At 72.5% G+C, this 13,752-nt stretch carries 13 protein-coding genes; 3 read left to right on the top strand and 10 right to left on the bottom strand.

The features are described from left to right. Positions 1 to 17: 17 nt before the first annotated feature. From BM145_RS07425 to BM145_RS07405, 5 genes are read right to left on the bottom strand one after another with little or no spacing between them, the layout of a single operon-like run. The gene (locus tag BM145_RS07425) at positions 18 to 776 is read right to left on the bottom strand and encodes a nucleotidyltransferase family protein (protein ID WP_093333186.1); all 759 of its coding nucleotides are present in this window, start codon (positions 774 to 776) and stop codon (positions 18 to 20) included. Beyond that, positions 773 to 1,663: a hypothetical protein gene (locus BM145_RS07420; RefSeq protein WP_342741801.1), complete on the bottom strand. Its 891-nt coding sequence runs from the start codon at positions 1,661 to 1,663 to the stop codon at positions 773 to 775. The genes BM145_RS07425 and BM145_RS07420 overlap by 4 nt, the downstream gene beginning before the upstream one ends. Positions 1,664 to 1,668: 5 nt before the next feature. Then, positions 1,669 to 2,685 carry a diacylglycerol/lipid kinase family protein gene (locus BM145_RS07415; protein WP_093332950.1) on the bottom strand — a complete coding sequence of 339 codons (1,017 nt, stop codon included), beginning with the start codon at positions 2,683 to 2,685 and terminating at the stop codon, positions 1,669 to 1,671. A gap of 55 nt (positions 2,686 to 2,740) precedes the next feature. After that, on the bottom strand, positions 2,741 to 3,196 hold the full coding sequence (locus BM145_RS07410; protein WP_093332948.1) for a DUF2141 domain-containing protein: 456 nt from the start codon (positions 3,194 to 3,196) through the stop codon (positions 2,741 to 2,743). A 54-nt stretch (positions 3,197 to 3,250) separates the two neighbouring features. Then, the gene (locus tag BM145_RS07405) at positions 3,251 to 4,567 is read right to left on the bottom strand and encodes a lipopolysaccharide biosynthesis protein (RefSeq protein ID WP_093332947.1); all 1,317 of its coding nucleotides are present in this window, start codon (positions 4,565 to 4,567) and stop codon (positions 3,251 to 3,253) included. 99 nt (positions 4,568 to 4,666) lie between these two features. Here BM145_RS07405 and asnB point away from each other — a divergent pair, with 99 nt between their 5' ends. Continuing rightward, positions 4,667 to 6,583: an asparagine synthase (glutamine-hydrolyzing) gene (gene asnB / locus BM145_RS07400; RefSeq protein ID WP_245739161.1), complete on the top strand. Its 1,917-nt coding sequence runs from the start codon at positions 4,667 to 4,669 to the stop codon at positions 6,581 to 6,583. A gap of 102 nt (positions 6,584 to 6,685) precedes the next feature. On the opposite strand, the gene BM145_RS07395 is transcribed toward asnB, so the two are convergent. The 3 genes from BM145_RS07395 to BM145_RS07385 form a co-directional block, all read right to left on the bottom strand. After that, positions 6,686 to 7,777, bottom strand: a complete 1,092-nt coding sequence (locus BM145_RS07395; RefSeq protein WP_093332945.1) for a CDP-alcohol phosphatidyltransferase family protein — start codon at positions 7,775 to 7,777, stop codon at positions 6,686 to 6,688. A gap of 92 nt (positions 7,778 to 7,869) precedes the next feature. Further along, positions 7,870 to 9,060 carry a hypothetical protein gene (locus BM145_RS07390; protein WP_093332943.1) on the bottom strand — a complete coding sequence of 397 codons (1,191 nt, stop codon included), beginning with the start codon at positions 9,058 to 9,060 and terminating at the stop codon, positions 7,870 to 7,872. Beyond that, positions 9,060 to 9,779: a phosphocholine cytidylyltransferase family protein gene (locus tag BM145_RS07385; RefSeq protein ID WP_093332941.1), complete on the bottom strand. Its 720-nt coding sequence runs from the start codon at positions 9,777 to 9,779 to the stop codon at positions 9,060 to 9,062. The genes BM145_RS07390 and BM145_RS07385 overlap by 1 nt, the downstream gene beginning before the upstream one ends. Positions 9,780 to 10,030: 251 nt before the next feature. Between BM145_RS07385 and BM145_RS07380 the strand changes: the two genes are divergently transcribed. Continuing rightward, positions 10,031 to 10,570: a glycoside hydrolase family 108 protein gene (locus tag BM145_RS07380; RefSeq protein ID WP_093332939.1), complete on the top strand. Its 540-nt coding sequence runs from the start codon at positions 10,031 to 10,033 to the stop codon at positions 10,568 to 10,570. A gap of 53 nt (positions 10,571 to 10,623) precedes the next feature. Next, on the top strand, positions 10,624 to 11,034 hold the full coding sequence (locus BM145_RS07375; RefSeq protein WP_093332938.1) for a holin family protein: 411 nt from the start codon (positions 10,624 to 10,626) through the stop codon (positions 11,032 to 11,034). A 59-nt stretch (positions 11,035 to 11,093) separates the two neighbouring features. On the opposite strand, the gene BM145_RS07370 is transcribed toward BM145_RS07375, so the two are convergent. After that, complete coding sequence (locus BM145_RS07370; RefSeq protein WP_093332936.1) at positions 11,094 to 12,635, bottom strand: TadA family conjugal transfer-associated ATPase; 1,542 nt, start codon at positions 12,633 to 12,635, stop codon at positions 11,094 to 11,096. A 57-nt stretch (positions 12,636 to 12,692) separates the two neighbouring features. Further along, positions 12,693 to 13,736, bottom strand: a complete 1,044-nt coding sequence (ada, locus tag BM145_RS07365; RefSeq protein ID WP_093332935.1) for a bifunctional DNA-binding transcriptional regulator/O6-methylguanine-DNA methyltransferase Ada — start codon at positions 13,734 to 13,736, stop codon at positions 12,693 to 12,695. Positions 13,737 to 13,752 lie beyond the last annotated feature (16 nt).

Raw genomic sequence — 13,752 nt, 5'->3', positions numbered from 1 at the left:
AGGGTGCGCAAGCGCCGCTACGATGGTCCGGTCGGGAAGCCGGTGATCGCCCTTACCAAGTCCAGGTCCGCCGGCTTGTCGACGTCGACGGCCGCCAGCCCGAACGGGCTCGCCACCGCCGCCGCCTCGATCCCTGCACGGCGCCCGAGATGCGCCACCGCGTCCGCCAGCCGCAGTCGCCCGAGCAGGTAGCGCGCCAGCAGCCCCGGCCCCAGCCGCCGCACGATCCGCCAGGGCCGCTTGCGATCCGCCTCGACGCGGGCCCACAGCCCGATCGCGTCCGCGGCACGGGGCGTGCGCAGCAGGAACAGGTTGCACCCCGACCATGCGCCGTCGGCGAAGCGCAGATAGGTCCGCTTCGTCCCCGTCGCCGCCGCCTCGACCACGTCCGATCGCGCCAGCAGCACCGCCACGTCGGCGTCCGCCGGTGTGTCCGCCACGAACCGTTGCACCCACTCGGGCGTCAGCAGCGCATGATCGGCGGTCGTGACGAGCAGCGGCGCGCCCAGCACGGCGAGCCCGGCTGCGACGCTGCCGCTCGGCCCGGCGGCGGGCGCGATCACCTCCAGCCCCAGCCGTGCCGCCTCCGCGCATACGGCTGCGTCGTTCGCCGACACGGCGATCCGCGTCGCCCCGCTCGCGCGCACCGCCGCCGCGACGCGGGCGAGCAGCGTCTCGCCGGCCAGTAGGATCAGCGCCTTGTGCGCGACCCCGGCATAGGCGGCGAGCGGATCGGGCGCCCCCGGCCGCGATCCGGCGAGGATCAGCGCGTTCATCCCCGCTCCCGCCACACCCGCCACAGCACGCCCGGCGCCGCGAGCACCGGATGCTTCTCCCGGAACGGCGTCAGCGGCACCTTCACGCCGGTGTGCCGCTCCACCTTCCACGCGCCGTAGGCGCCCGCGCCCTCGAAGGTGAAGGCCGCGCGCACCAGCCGCGCGACGTTGAGCGGCTTGCCCCAGCGCCGCCGCCGCGCCCAGGCGGATAGCGCGCGGCGCCGCTCGGCCGGGGAGAGCCGCGGCGTCAGCAGCGCGCCGTCCGCCGCATGGTCGATTCCGCCGGCGTCCCAGGCGAGCGGCAGCAGCGCCTCGTACCGGCCGGCGCCGTGGACCAGGATCTGCTCCTCGCGCCCCGGCTTCTCCACGCGCAGCTCGGCGGCGTAGGTCTGGCGGAACAGCGCGCGCCAGTAATCGGCCGCCGAGCCGCTCGCCGGCCCCAGCGCCGCCGCGAACCGGCCCGCGGTGATCGCGGCGGCGGCGACGGCGCCCGCCACCGCCTGCTCGGCCGCGGGGCCGCGCGCGAACACCAGCGCCGCCGGCTGCACGAAGCGCGTCCAGATCGTGGTGTCGATCAGCGTGCCGCGCGCGGCCTCGGCGAAGGTGTCGATCCGCACCGTCGCGATCTTGGCGCGCAGCAGGTGCTCGCCGACCGGCACCTCGCGGTAGCTGACGGTCGGCCACATCCCCCGCTCGCGCGGGCCCGCGGTCAGCACGTAGAAATCGAGCACCCCGTCGAGCGCGCCGGTGCGCAGATTCGATCCGTAGAACAGCACCGCCTCGACCTCGCCCGGCTCCGCCAGCGTCGCCGCCACCGCGCGCACGCCCGGCGGCACCGGCGCGGCGAGCGCGCGCGCGACATAGTCGGCCAGCGCGGTCACCGGCACGCGGGTCAAGGAACGATGAAGGAGAGCTTCGGCCCCTGGCGCACCGACAGGTCGCCGCCCGGATAGAGCTCGCCGTCCAGGATGAAGCCCTTGTCCAGTTCCAGGTCGAAGCCCGTCGTCTCCAGCCGGTGATAGCCCGCCCGGTCGAGCCACGCCGCCTCCGACCCCGCCACCACGGCGGGGGCACCCGCCCACAGCCGCTTGGGTGGCGCATCGACCGACAGCAGCTTCAGCCCTCGCTTCGCCGGGCCGAACGGCTTCAATCCCGCCGGCAGCCGCCGGAGCGTGGAGGCGAGCAGCAGATAGCGCCGGCGCTGCTCCGGCCGCTGCCCGGCCAGGCGCAGCCGCATCGGCGTGCCCGCGCGCCAGCCGCCGGTGCGCGGCCCGAACAGCGTCTGCAGAATCGCCCAGCCGAGCGCCAGGCCGACCGCGACGCCGTTGAACGCGCCCATCCGGTGCGTATGCTGTGCCAGCTCGGTGGCGTCGACGAAGGCGCCCGCGCCGAACAGGAAGCCGCGCAGCCGGGCGTCGTCGCCGGCGCGGCCGATCTCCACCGGCCGCCGCTCGACCGTCTGCCCGCGCTTGGCCGCCGCCAGTGCGTCGTCCAGCGTCCAGCCCTTGGGCAGGCCCAGGTCGATCGCCAGCGCGTTGGTCTTGCCCGACGGGATCACGATCACCCGCGGCCAGCGCGCGCCGAACCGGTCGGCGGCCGCGGTCAGCACGTCGCGCACGGTGCCGTCGCCGCCGTCGATCACCAGCAGGTCGATGCCGCGGCGCGCGAAATCGTCCATCACCGCGGGCAACGCCTCGCGCGTGCTGGGCGCGGCGACGGTGACGCTCTCCGCCCCGGGCACGCCCGCTTCGTACGCGGCGCCGTGATTACGGTGCGCCTTGGGATTGCAGACGATGCCGATCGTCAGCCCCGCCGCGGCGGTGGCGCCCGGCGCGACCTTGATCGGCACGGGCCGCGTGACGCGCGGGAACGGCGATGGCAGCGAGGCGGAACGGGACAGGGTCACCATGTCGAGGGTAATCGCCGACGCCGCGCTTCGCTACAACTTTGTGACGGACCGCCACTCATCGCCGGTATCGCATCTGCATCCGCACCGTCGCGCCGCCCGCCGGCAGCACGAATCGCGCCGCCGCGAACGACGGCAGCCCGATCGAGGTCGGCGCGTCGTTGGAGAAGCCGAACCCTTCCTTGGGCGCCCAGAGCGTCCGGTTGAAATCGTGGTCGCCATTCTCGTCGTGATACTGCGCGATCGCGTAGCCGCCGGGGCGCAGCCAGAAACAGGCGGCGGTGGTGCCGCCGCGCGCGGGCACCCGCACCCGCAGCAGCTTGCCGCCCTTGGCCAGGAAGCGGCGCTTGTCGTCCGGGTAGACGGTGAACGCGACCTCGCCGTCCGCGCTGTGGACGCCGGTCGCCTGCACCAGCAGCCGCACCGCGCCGCCCCCCGGCGTGCCGGTGCAGTTCTCAGCCGCCACGGCGGTCGGGGCCAGCGCCAGGCCGGCGAGGAGAAGCATGCGGATCATGGGAAAACCTCGTTACCGCGCAAGGGAGTAGCGCCTTGCGCGTGAACCGCGGCTTTACTGTGGCAGGCCGTGCCGCGCGAGGCGCAGGGCCGCCACGCCCATCAGCAGCGCCACCACCGCCGATCCCGCCGCCACCGCCATCGCCACGCCCACGGTGCCGTAGGGCGGGATCAGCGCCGCGGCCGCCGCGAACAGGATCACGATGCCGACCAGGCGCAGCGCGAACACGGTGCCGGCGCGCTGCAACGCGGTCAGCACCGTGTCGACGCCCACCGTGGCGAGGTCCAGGCAGCCCGCGATCGCCAGCCACAGCAGCACCGGCCAGGCGTCGCGGAACTCGCGGCCGCCGACCAGCGAGAGCACCGGCCGCCCGGCGACCGCGACCAGCGCCATGATCGCCACCGCCGCCACGCCGCTGCCCATGAACAGTCGCGACAGCATCCGGCCGAGCTGCGCCGTGCTCGCCGCCTTCACCATCTTCACGACCTCGGGAAAGGCCGCGCGCGAGATCAGCTGTGACAGCTTGGCCAGCGCCTGCGCGATCTGCGACGCCAGCCGGAACACGCCCGCCGCCGCCGGGCCCACGCCCGCGCCGACGATCAGCAGCGGCAGCTGCTTGCCCGACAGGCCCAGCGTCGACGACGCGTTGGTCGACAGGGCGAAGCGGACGATGCCGGGGTTCTCCTCGATCAGCCGGCGCATCCCCTTGCCCTGTCGCAGCAGGCGCAGGTCGCCGCGCCGCCACAGCATCACCCAGTAGGTCGCCGCAGTCAGCACCTCCGCCGCGCCCCAGGCGACCAGGAAGCCCTGCACCGTCGGGTGGACCAGCCATACCCCGATCGCGCCCACGAAGCGCGCGACCGGCGTGACGCTGTCGGCGATCGCGGACAGCGAGAATTTGTCGCGCAGCCGCAGGATGCCGAGCGGGGTGGAGCGGATGGTGACCAGTTGCACGATCGAGAAGATCAGCGTCGCCCGCTTCAGCGTCTCGCCGATGCCCAGCGCCTCGCCCCAGATCTCCAGGATCGCCCAGGCGAGCAGCGCGCCGACCGCGGCACCGCCCGCATCGACCAGCGCCGAGGCGCGGAACAGCCGGCCGAGCGCCGCATCGTCGCCGCGCTCCTGCGGGGCGACCCCGTACTGGACGATCACCTGCCAGCTCTGGAACGCGACCAGCGTCGCCAGCGTCTGCGACGCGCCGGTGATGAGCGCGAAGCGGCCGAAGCCGGTCACGCCCAGCGAGCGGGTGATGATCCCCAGGTAGAACAGCGACAGCACCGCCAGCACGCTGCGGCTCGCCAGCAGCCAGCCCAGATTGCGGGCGGCGGCGCGCATGATGCCGGGCGAGGGGGAGGGGGCGGGCGTCGTCATGCGGGCGTCGTCGTGCCTATAAGGCACGGGGGCAGCGAGCAATCCCAAGCGTGACAGCCCCCGCCGCGGCGGATAGATCGCGCCCGGCGCAGGACCGGCGTGGTTCTTGGGCGGGAGTATGGCATCATCTGCGGCATCGCCGGCCTCTTCGCGCGCGGAACGCGCGGCCCCTCGATCGAGCGGCTCGTCGCCCGCCAGTGCGGGCATCTGGTCCATCGCGGCCCCGACGACGAGGGGATCGTGGTCGACGGCGCGCTCGGCATGGGGATGCGTCGCCTGTCGATCGTCGACGTGGCGGGCGGGCACCAGCCGTTCCACTCGCCCGACGGCCGTTACAGTCTGGTCTTCAACGGCGAGATCTACAATTTCCGCGAGCTGCGCGCCGAACTGTCGCCGGATCGTGCCTTCGAGAGCCAGGGCGATGCCGAGGTCATCCTGGCGGGCTACGAACGTTGGGGCGACGGCGTCTGGCCGCGGCTCGACGGCATGTTCGCGGTCGCGGTGTGGGACCGCGCGGAACGCCGCCTGACGCTCGCGCGCGACCCCGTCGGCATCAAGCCGTTGTTCTACACCGACCAGTCCGCCGGTTTCGCCTTCGCCTCCGAGTTGAAGGCGCTGACCGACCTGCCCGGCTTCGCCTTCACGACCGACGAGCGCGCGCTGCTCGACTATTTCCGCTTCGGCCACGTGCGCGGGCCGCGCTCGATCCATGCCGAGGTCCGCACGCTGCCGCCCGGCCACCTGCTCCACCTGGGCGAGGGCGGCGCGCCGACGATCGAGCCATACTGGACGCCGCGCTACGCACCGGCGGCGCCGATGGCGGAGGCGGAATGGGTCGACCGGTTCCGCACCACCTGGCTGGGTACGGTGGCCGCGCAGATGGTCGCCGACGTGGAGGTCGGCGCCTTCCTGTCGGGCGGGATCGACAGCTCCGCCGTCGTCGCGGCGATGACGCGCGTGTCCGACCGGCCGGTGCGCACCTTCACCATCGGCTTCCCCGATCCCCGCTACGACGAGAGCCCGCACGCCGAGGCCGTCGCCGCCGCGCTCGGCACCCGCCACACCACGCGGATGCTCGACCTCGCCCAGGCGCAGGATCTGCTGCCGACGGTCGCCGCCTGCTACGACGAGCCTTTCGCCGACCCGTCGATGCTACCCACTTGGTACGTGTCCCGGGTCGCTGCCGAGCAGGTCAAGGTCGCGCTGTCGGGCGACGGCGGCGACGAGCTGTTCTTCGGCTACAAGCGGCATGCCACCGAGGCCCGCGTCGGCCGGCTGCCCGCGCTGGTCCGCCACGCCGCGCGCGCCGTCCACGCCATTCCGACGCTGCCCTCGCGCCGCGCCAACGAGGCGGTGCAGCGCTGGACCAAGACCGCCGCCTCCGCCGGTCTGCCGAGCGGCATCGCCCGCTTCTTCGCCAAGACGCAGATCACCGCCGCGCCTTTCCGCGACCGCGTGTTCGATCGCGACTTCCTGGCCCGCGCGGGCGGCGGGCGCGGCGAGATCGGCCGGCTGACCGCGGAGTATTTCCCCGACGCCGCCGGCATCTCGCCCTCCACCCTCGAACAGTTCGCGCTCGCCGATCTGGTGCTCAACCTGCCCGGCGCGATGCTGACCAAGGTCGACCGCGCGTCGATGGCGCACTCGCTGGAGGTGCGCGTGCCGATGCTCGGCCAGCAGGTCGTCGACCTCGCCCTGTCGATGCCCGAATCGATGAAGCTCGCCGGCCGCACCGGCAAGCACGTCGTGCGCGAGGCCGTCGGCCCCTGGCTGCCGCCCGGTATCTTCGACCGGCGCAAGCAGGGATTCCAGATGCCGCTCTCCGCCTGGTTCGCGGGCGATTTCGGCGGCTACGCGGAAATGCTCTGGCGCGAGTCGGCGGCGCGCACCGACGGCCCGTTCCGCGCCCAAGAGGTCGACCGCGTCTTCACCGACCACCGCGCCGGCCGCCGTGACCACAGCCGCTTCCTCTACGCGCTGGCGGTCTACTGCCTGTGGCGCGAGGGGCGGGGCTGAACCACATCCTGCGTCACGCCGGGCTCGTCCCGGCGTCCAGGGCCAGGCAGCGCAGCGTCCGTGATCCTGGATGCCGGGACGAGCCCGGCATGACGGAAACATTCACGCCAGCCAGCTCACTACCGCCGCGCCGCGCCGCTTGGCCGCGGTCGCCTGGAACAGCCGCCACAGGTGCACCACCAGCGACGCCGCCGTCCACGCCGCCACCGCGACGATCCCCCAATCGGGCCGCCCGACCAGCAACCCGGCGAACAGGATCACCATGTTCGGGTTGCGCCTGGCAGTCACCAGCCGGAAGTCGCTGTCGAACTTCTCCCACACATGGATGTGCATGCCGAAGCGGACGATGAACGCCCCCTCGATCAGCCGCTGCGCGACGTAGCCGAACAGCATTGTGCCGATCACCCACCAAAACGCCTCGTCGGACAGCGCGCGCCCGTACGCGGCGCAGCCGGTCGCCCAGGCCCACCACCAGATCGGCGGGTGGACCAGGTCGATGCCGTGGTCCCACGCGTTGCCGAGCTTGGACGAGGTGATCGTGCACCGCGCCAGCTTCCCGTCGACCGTGTCGAGCACCATGAAGACGAGGCCCGTCGCCAGCCCCGTCCAGAACCAGCCATGCCAGAACGCCACGGTGGCGACGATGCACAGCACCGTGCCGATCGCCGTCACCCCGTTGGGCGGCAGGCCGATCGCGGCGGCCGCCCTTGTCAGGTGGAACGCCCATTCCGGCCACAGATATTTGGTCAGGAGGTCGGTCACCCCCTTGTACGCGCCCTTGTAGCTCAGCCGCTCGATCGCCGGCACGGTGGCGGGGGTGAGTGGCTCGGCGAAGGGCCGCTCGCGCTTCCTCAGCGCCTCGTTGAGGATGCCGGCCTCGTCCTCCGCCTCGATCACCGCGCAGCCGGCCGGCACCGTGCCCGCGCGCATCGCCGCCTCGCCCGCGGCGCGCTCGCCCGCGGCTAGGTGGATCAGCACCGGCACGCCGCCGCGCGTCACCGCGGTGCCGGGCCGGCTCTTCAGGTGCGCCGTCCACACCGGATCGAACGCGTAGCCCATGTTGGCGAGCACCACGCTCCCGCCATCGGCCGCGTAGCCCTGCGCGACGCCGATCCGCCGCACCCGCTCGGCATTGGTCATGCCCCACAGGCGCGTGGGATTGTCGCCGACGGGGATAAGGGAGGGGGAGGTCATGGGTGGCGCTTACGCAATTCCCTCTCCCTTTGGGAGAGGGAGGGAGCATCCGCAGGATGCGGAAGGGTGAGGACAGGGCGTTCTGTCGATCCTCACCCCGCGCCGCCTGCGGCGGCTTGCCCCTCTCCCGATGGGAGAGGGGATAGGAAATCGAGGATCGCCGCCGCCGCCCGCGCGCCGCCGTCGCCGCTCGCATCGCCGAGTGAATCGGTCGCGAACGTGCGCTGCGTCTCGGCGAAATCCGGATGCAGCGCCGGCGCGCGGGCCAGCGCCGGCAGCACCGCGTCGATCGCCGTCACCACCTCGCCGCACGCCCATTGCGCATAGGCGGGATCGTCCTGCCACGCGACGCCCCGCGGGTTCAGGAACACGCATGGCCGCGGTCGCCCCAGGAACTCCACCACCTGGCTTGACGTGTCGCCCAGATAGATGTCGGCCGCCGCGGTGTAGCTGCCGTCCACCATCGCAAATCCGTCCAGATCGCAGTGCACGTTGGGCAGCCCCGCCACCGCCGCCATCGTTTCGCGCACGGCCGGCGCGGTCTCCGCCAGCCGCTGGTGCGGTGCGAACACCAGGTTCCAGCGCCCGTCGGCGGCGATCGCCCGCACCAGCGCGTCGCCCCAGTCCCACCAGGACGAGCGGTGCCGCTGCCAGTGCGGGGCGTAGAGCACCACCGGCTTGCCATCGGCGAAGGGCAGCGCGCGATAGGTCCGCTCGGCGAACCCCGCCTTGGCATAGCCGGTGGCGAGCACGCGCGCAGGCGAGAACCCGCGCTGGAGATAGGTCGCCCGCTCGCGCTCGCTCGGCACCAGCATCAGTGCCGCCGCCCGCCGCCGCGGATCGTCGCGCGCGCTCATCGATCCCACTCCGTGCGACGTCTTGACGAACGGCACCGGCAACCACGGGAACAGCCGCGGCAGCCACAGGCTGGTCTGTTCCGCGCACAGCACCGCGCGCGCGCCCAGCAGGCGGGGAAGCAGGCGCAGCAGCGTCGGGATCTTGGCCGGCAGCGGCGGGTTGCGCCCCTCCGCCCCATTGTTCGTCCCGTCGCCTGAACCATCGGCAAGCGGCCTGAAGCCCGGCGCGCGCCGTATCCGCACGCCCACCATCCCCGCGCTCCACCGCGTCAGCAACGCCTCGTGCACGCCGGTCGCCACCCACAGGTCGACGCGCGCGCCCGCCGCCGCCAGTGCCGCGGCGATCGGCCATAGGTGCGGGATCAGCAGCGTCTCGCCCAGGAACAGCACCGCGATCGGCCGCTCCCTCTTCGATCGGTCCCCCATCAAGACGGCTGATGCTCCTCGCGCCACCGGGCGATGTCCGCCGGCCGGTCGATCTCCTGCCAGTGCGCGCCGGCCGGCACCGGGATCGCGCCGCACGCGTCGACCCCGGCCAGCCGGTCGATCACCGCGTGGTGAAAGGCGTGGATGCCCTCGTCGGCCCCGATCACCGCGCGCAGGGCATCGGCATAGGCGCCGCCGCCCGCCGACATCACCAGCCCCAGCGACCGATGCGTCGCCCGCTCGGGCGACAGCGTCTTGCTCACCGCGCGCACGCGGCCGTCGGCCACCTCGACCAGCATGTCGTCCTCCTCCGCCGCCTCCAGTCGGTCCACCACCAGCCGCACGCCGCGCTGCGCGTCGGCCACGGCGTGCGCGACCAGCGCGGGGTCGAACAACGTGTCGCCGTTCATCAGCGCGAACGGCCCGCGCAAGGCGTCGCGCGCCGCCCACACGCTGCCGATGCTGCTCGCCGCCGCCCAGAAGGGATTGAAGACCAGCTCGGTCGCGGGGCCGCCTTTCCGGGCGCTCAGATGCTCGGCCACCTGCTCGATCCGGTATCCGCCCACCACCACCGCGCGCTCGATCCCCGCCGCCGCGCACGCGTCGAGCTGATGGTCGATGATCGCCCGCCCGCCCACCGGCACCAGGCATTTCGGCGCGGAGAGCGTCAGCGGCAACAGGCGAGAGCCCTGCCCGGCGGCGAGAAGGATGGCGATCATGGCGGTAGTCCGAATGGAGCCGCGCGCCCTGCCACGCAACCGCGGCGGCAATGCGGCGAGCATGACATGGGGCGACGTCCTCGCGCCCACGCCGTCACTCCGGGCTCGTCCCGGAGTCCAGGGCCCAGCAGCGACGACGTTCGCGATCCTGGATGCCGGGACAAGCCCGGCATGACGGATGCGATTCAACGCTGTCCTACAACAAACCATATAGGATAAATGCCTGACCCTCCATCAACCGGGGGCTTTCCATGACCATCGACGACCTGATCGACGCCGTGATCGACCGTGAGGGCGGTTACACCGACCATCCCGCCGACCGCGGCGGCCCGACCCGCTGGGGCATCACGGAGGCGACCGCGAGGGCCGACGGCTGGAACGGCGACATGCGCGGCTTCCCGCGCGACCGGGCCGCGACGATCTACCGCCGCCGCTACTGGCACCGACCGCGCATCGACACGCTCTGGCCGCGCGCACCGCGCCTGGCGGCGGAGCTGTTCGACACCGCCGTCAACATGGGGCCGCCGGTCGCGATCGCCTTTCTCCAGCGCGCGCTGAACGCGCTCAACCGGGGCGCCGCCGACTATCCCGACATCGCCGCCGACGGCCGCCTCGGCCCGGCGACGCTGGCCGCACTCGACGGCTTCCTCGCGCGTCGCGGCGCGGGCGGCGAGGAGGTGCTGCTCAAGGCGATCGAGGCGCTGCAGGGCGAGCGCTACGTCACCCTGGCCGAGCGCCGCCCGGCCAACGAGGCGTTCCTCTACGGCTGGCTCGCGAACCGGATCGGTTGACCGCACGGGCGCCGAACACTGCCTGACCTTCGATACCTTTGAAAGGAACCACCATGTCCCTGACCGCCCTCGTCGCGCCGCTCGCCGGGCTGCTCGACAAGCTGATCCCCGATCCCGCCGCGCGCGACGCCGCCAAGCTCCAGCTACTCGCGCTGGAGAACGGGCAGGAACTCGAGCGCCTGCGCGCGCAGCTCTCCGCGATGATCGCGGAGGCGCAGTCCGCCGATCCCTGGACCGCGCGGGCGCGGCCCAGTTTCCTCTACGTCATGTACGCGCTGTTGCTGTGGTCGATCCCGATGGGCCTGATCGCCGCCGTCCGCCCCGCCGCGGCCGAGGCGATCGCGCGCGGCATGGTCGCCTATCTCGGCGGCTTGCCCGAACCGCTCTACGCGCTCTTCGGTACCGGCTATCTCGGCTACACGGTGGCGCGCAGCTGGGGCAAGGTCAAGGGTGTGGAGCGGTAGTCCCGCTCACACCACCCCGGCCTTCGCCGGGGTGGTGGCGTAGGATACGATGATCCACCCTAGAGGCACGCCTCCAGATAGGCCTGGTCGAACCCGAACTGCTTGGCCTTCTCCAGCGTATACGGCCGCAGGCCCATCGATCGGTACTCGCCGATGATCTTGCCGTCGGCCGACTCGTCCAGATACTCGAACTTGAACAGCTCCTGCGTGACGATCACCGGGCCTTCCATGCCGATCACCTCGGTGACGTTGGTCACCCGGCGCGATCCGTCGCGCAGGCGCTTCACCTGGATGATGAGCTCGACCGAATCGGCGATCTGACGGCTGATCGCTTCCTTGGGCACCTTGATGTCGGACATCATCACCATGTTCTCCATGCGGGCGAGTGCCTCGCGCGGGGAGTTGGCGTGGAGCGTGCACATCGATCCGTCGTGGCCGGTGTTCATGGCCGCGAGCATGTCGAAACACTCGGACCCGCGGATTTCGCCCAGGATGATCCGGTCCGGCCGCATACGCAGCGCGTTCTTGACGAGGTCGCGGATGCTGATCTCGCCCTGGCCCTCCAGGTTCGCCGGCCGCGTCTCCAGCGGCAGCCAGTGCGGCTGCTGGAGCCGGAGCTCGGCCGCGTCCTCGATCGTCAGCACGCGCTCGCCCGGGTCGATCATCTTCGACAGCGCGTTCAGCATCGTCGTCTTGCCCGAACCGGTGCCGCCGGAGATGACGACGTTGAACCGGCTCGCGCCCGCGATCTTCAGCGCGGTCGCCATCTTCGGGCTCATGCTGCCGAACCCCGCCATCATGTCCAGCGTGATCGGCTTGGCGGAGAACTTACGGATCGAGATGGCGGTGCCGCGAAGCGACAGCGGTGGCACGATCACGTTGACGCGGCTACCGTCCTTCAACCGCGCGTCGGCCAGCGGCGTGGTCTGGTCGACGCGGCGGCCGACCGAATTGACGATGCGTTGCGCGATCTGGAACAGATGCTCCTCGTCGCGGAACTGGATCGGCGCGATCTCCAGCTTGCCCTTGCGCTCGACATAGGTCTGCTCGGGCCCGTTCACCATGATGTCGCTGACGTTGGGATCGGCGAGCAGCTCCTCCAGCGGCCCCAGGCCCAGCAGTTCGTCGACCAGCACCTTCTCCAGCGCGAACTGCTCGCGCCGGTTGAGCGTCAGCTTCAGCTCGGCCAGCACCTCGCCGATGATCGGCCGGAACTCCTCGGCCAGCTCGTCCTTGCCCAGCGTCGCCGCGGCTTCCGGGTCGACGCGCTCCAGCAGGCGGGGAAGGACCTGTTCCTTGATCTTGTGGACGGAGGCCTCGAACCCTTCGACCTTGGCCGCGCCCGCGTCGCCGCTGGCGTTCTGCCGGTCGGTCAGCCGCTGCATGGCGTCCATCGCCATGCCGGGCGACGTGCCGGGCAGCACGCCCTCGCTCTCGCCAGGCATCGGCAGCGCATCGAGCGGCGGGAATTGCAGCCCGCCGTCCAGGGGCTCGTCGCCGCGCGGCGCCGGGCCGCCGCCCTGCATCGGCCGGGCGACGCCGAACGCCGGCCGCACCGGCTGCCCGCTCCCCATTCCATTCCGACGCCCGAACGCGCTCATGCCCGACAACCTTCGATGTTCAGCGCGGCTGATACGCGGCGAAGGTTTACCATCTTCCTAACCACGCTCGCGCCCGTTCTCGCGCCTGCTCTCGCGATCGAGCAGCGCCCGCTTGCGATCCAGGCCCCAGGCGTAGCCGCCGAGCGTGCCGTCGCTGCGCAGAGCCCGGTGGCAGGGGATGGCGACCGCGACCGCGTTGGCGCCGCAGGCGCTGCCCACCGCGCGCGTCGCGCCGGGGCTGCCGATCGCCGCGGCGATCTCGGCATAGCTGCGGGTCTCGCCGGCGGGGATCGCGCGCAGCACCTGCCACACCTTTTCCTGGAACGCGGTGCCGCGCACGTCGAGCGGCAGCGCCGCATTCGTCGGCCGTTCCACTTCCGCCACGATCCGCACCGCCAGCGCGGCGAGGTCGTCGCCGCCCGCCACGATCGTCGCGTGCGGGAAGCGTCCGCGCAGCGCCGCCTCGTCCTCGCCGAACGCGACGCGGCACAGCCCCTTGCGCGTCGCCGCGACCAGCAGCGGCCCCAGGCTGGTCGGGGCCAGCGTCCAGCGGATCGTCTCGCCCGTGCCGCCGCGCGCCCAGGCGCTGGGGCTCATGCCCAATCGCGGCGCCGCCCCGTCGTAGAAGCGGCTGGGAGCGGCATAGCCCGCCTCGTAGATCGCGTCGGTCACGTGCTTCTCCTGGGTCAGGGCGTCAGCGGCGCGCTCGGCCCGGCGGGCGCGGGCATAGGCGGCGGGGCTGACGCCCGTCGCGCGGGTGAACAGCCGCTGGAAATGATGCGGCGCATAGCCGACCCTCGCCGCCAGCACGGCGAGCGGCGGCGCGTCCTCCCCGCCGATGATGGTGAGCGCCGCCGCGACCGCCGCCTCGTCGCGGCGCACGTCGTCGGGCAGGCAGCGGCGACACGCGCGCAGGCCCGCGGCCGTCGCTTCGGCATCGTTCCGGTAGAAAGCGACGTTCTCGCGCCGCGGTCGCCGCGCGGGGCAGCTCGGCCGGCAGTAGATGCCGGTCGTTCGCACCCCCACCACGAACCGCCCGTCCGCGGATCGATCGCGCGCGGCGAAGGCGGCCCAGGCGGCATCGGGATCGATCGTGTCCATGGCGCCCTTGTAGCCG

Source organism: Sphingomonas rubra (genome assembly GCF_900115745.1).
GTDB lineage: Bacteria > Pseudomonadota > Alphaproteobacteria > Sphingomonadales > Sphingomonadaceae > Sphingomonas > Sphingomonas rubra.
The sequence above is the reverse complement of the archived record's forward strand: the minus strand, read 5'-3'. Positions and strand labels throughout refer to the sequence as shown.

Coding starts and splice junctions, on each gene's coding strand:
- BM145_RS07425 (WP_093333186.1), bottom strand. CDS start 776: ATGAACGCGCTGATCCTCGCCGGATCGCGGCCGGGGGCGCCCGATCCG.
- BM145_RS07415 (WP_093332950.1), bottom strand. CDS start 2,685: ATGGTGACCCTGTCCCGTTCCGCCTCGCTGCCATCGCCGTTCCCGCGC.
- BM145_RS07410 (WP_093332948.1), bottom strand. CDS start 3,196: ATGATCCGCATGCTTCTCCTCGCCGGCCTGGCGCTGGCCCCGACCGCC.
- BM145_RS07405 (WP_093332947.1), bottom strand. CDS start 4,567: ATGACGACGCCCGCCCCCTCCCCCTCGCCCGGCATCATGCGCGCCGCC.
- BM145_RS07395 (WP_093332945.1), bottom strand. CDS start 7,777: ATGACCTCCCCCTCCCTTATCCCCGTCGGCGACAATCCCACGCGCCTG.
- BM145_RS07390 (WP_093332943.1), bottom strand. CDS start 9,060: ATGGGGGACCGATCGAAGAGGGAGCGGCCGATCGCGGTGCTGTTCCTG.
- BM145_RS07385 (WP_093332941.1), bottom strand. CDS start 9,779: ATGATCGCCATCCTTCTCGCCGCCGGGCAGGGCTCTCGCCTGTTGCCG.
- BM145_RS07380 (WP_093332939.1), top strand. CDS start 10,031: ATGACCATCGACGACCTGATCGACGCCGTGATCGACCGTGAGGGCGGT.
- BM145_RS07375 (WP_093332938.1), top strand. CDS start 10,624: ATGTCCCTGACCGCCCTCGTCGCGCCGCTCGCCGGGCTGCTCGACAAG.
- BM145_RS07370 (WP_093332936.1), bottom strand. CDS start 12,635: ATGAGCGCGTTCGGGCGTCGGAATGGAATGGGGAGCGGGCAGCCGGTG.
- ada (WP_093332935.1), bottom strand. CDS start 13,736: ATGGACACGATCGATCCCGATGCCGCCTGGGCCGCCTTCGCCGCGCGC.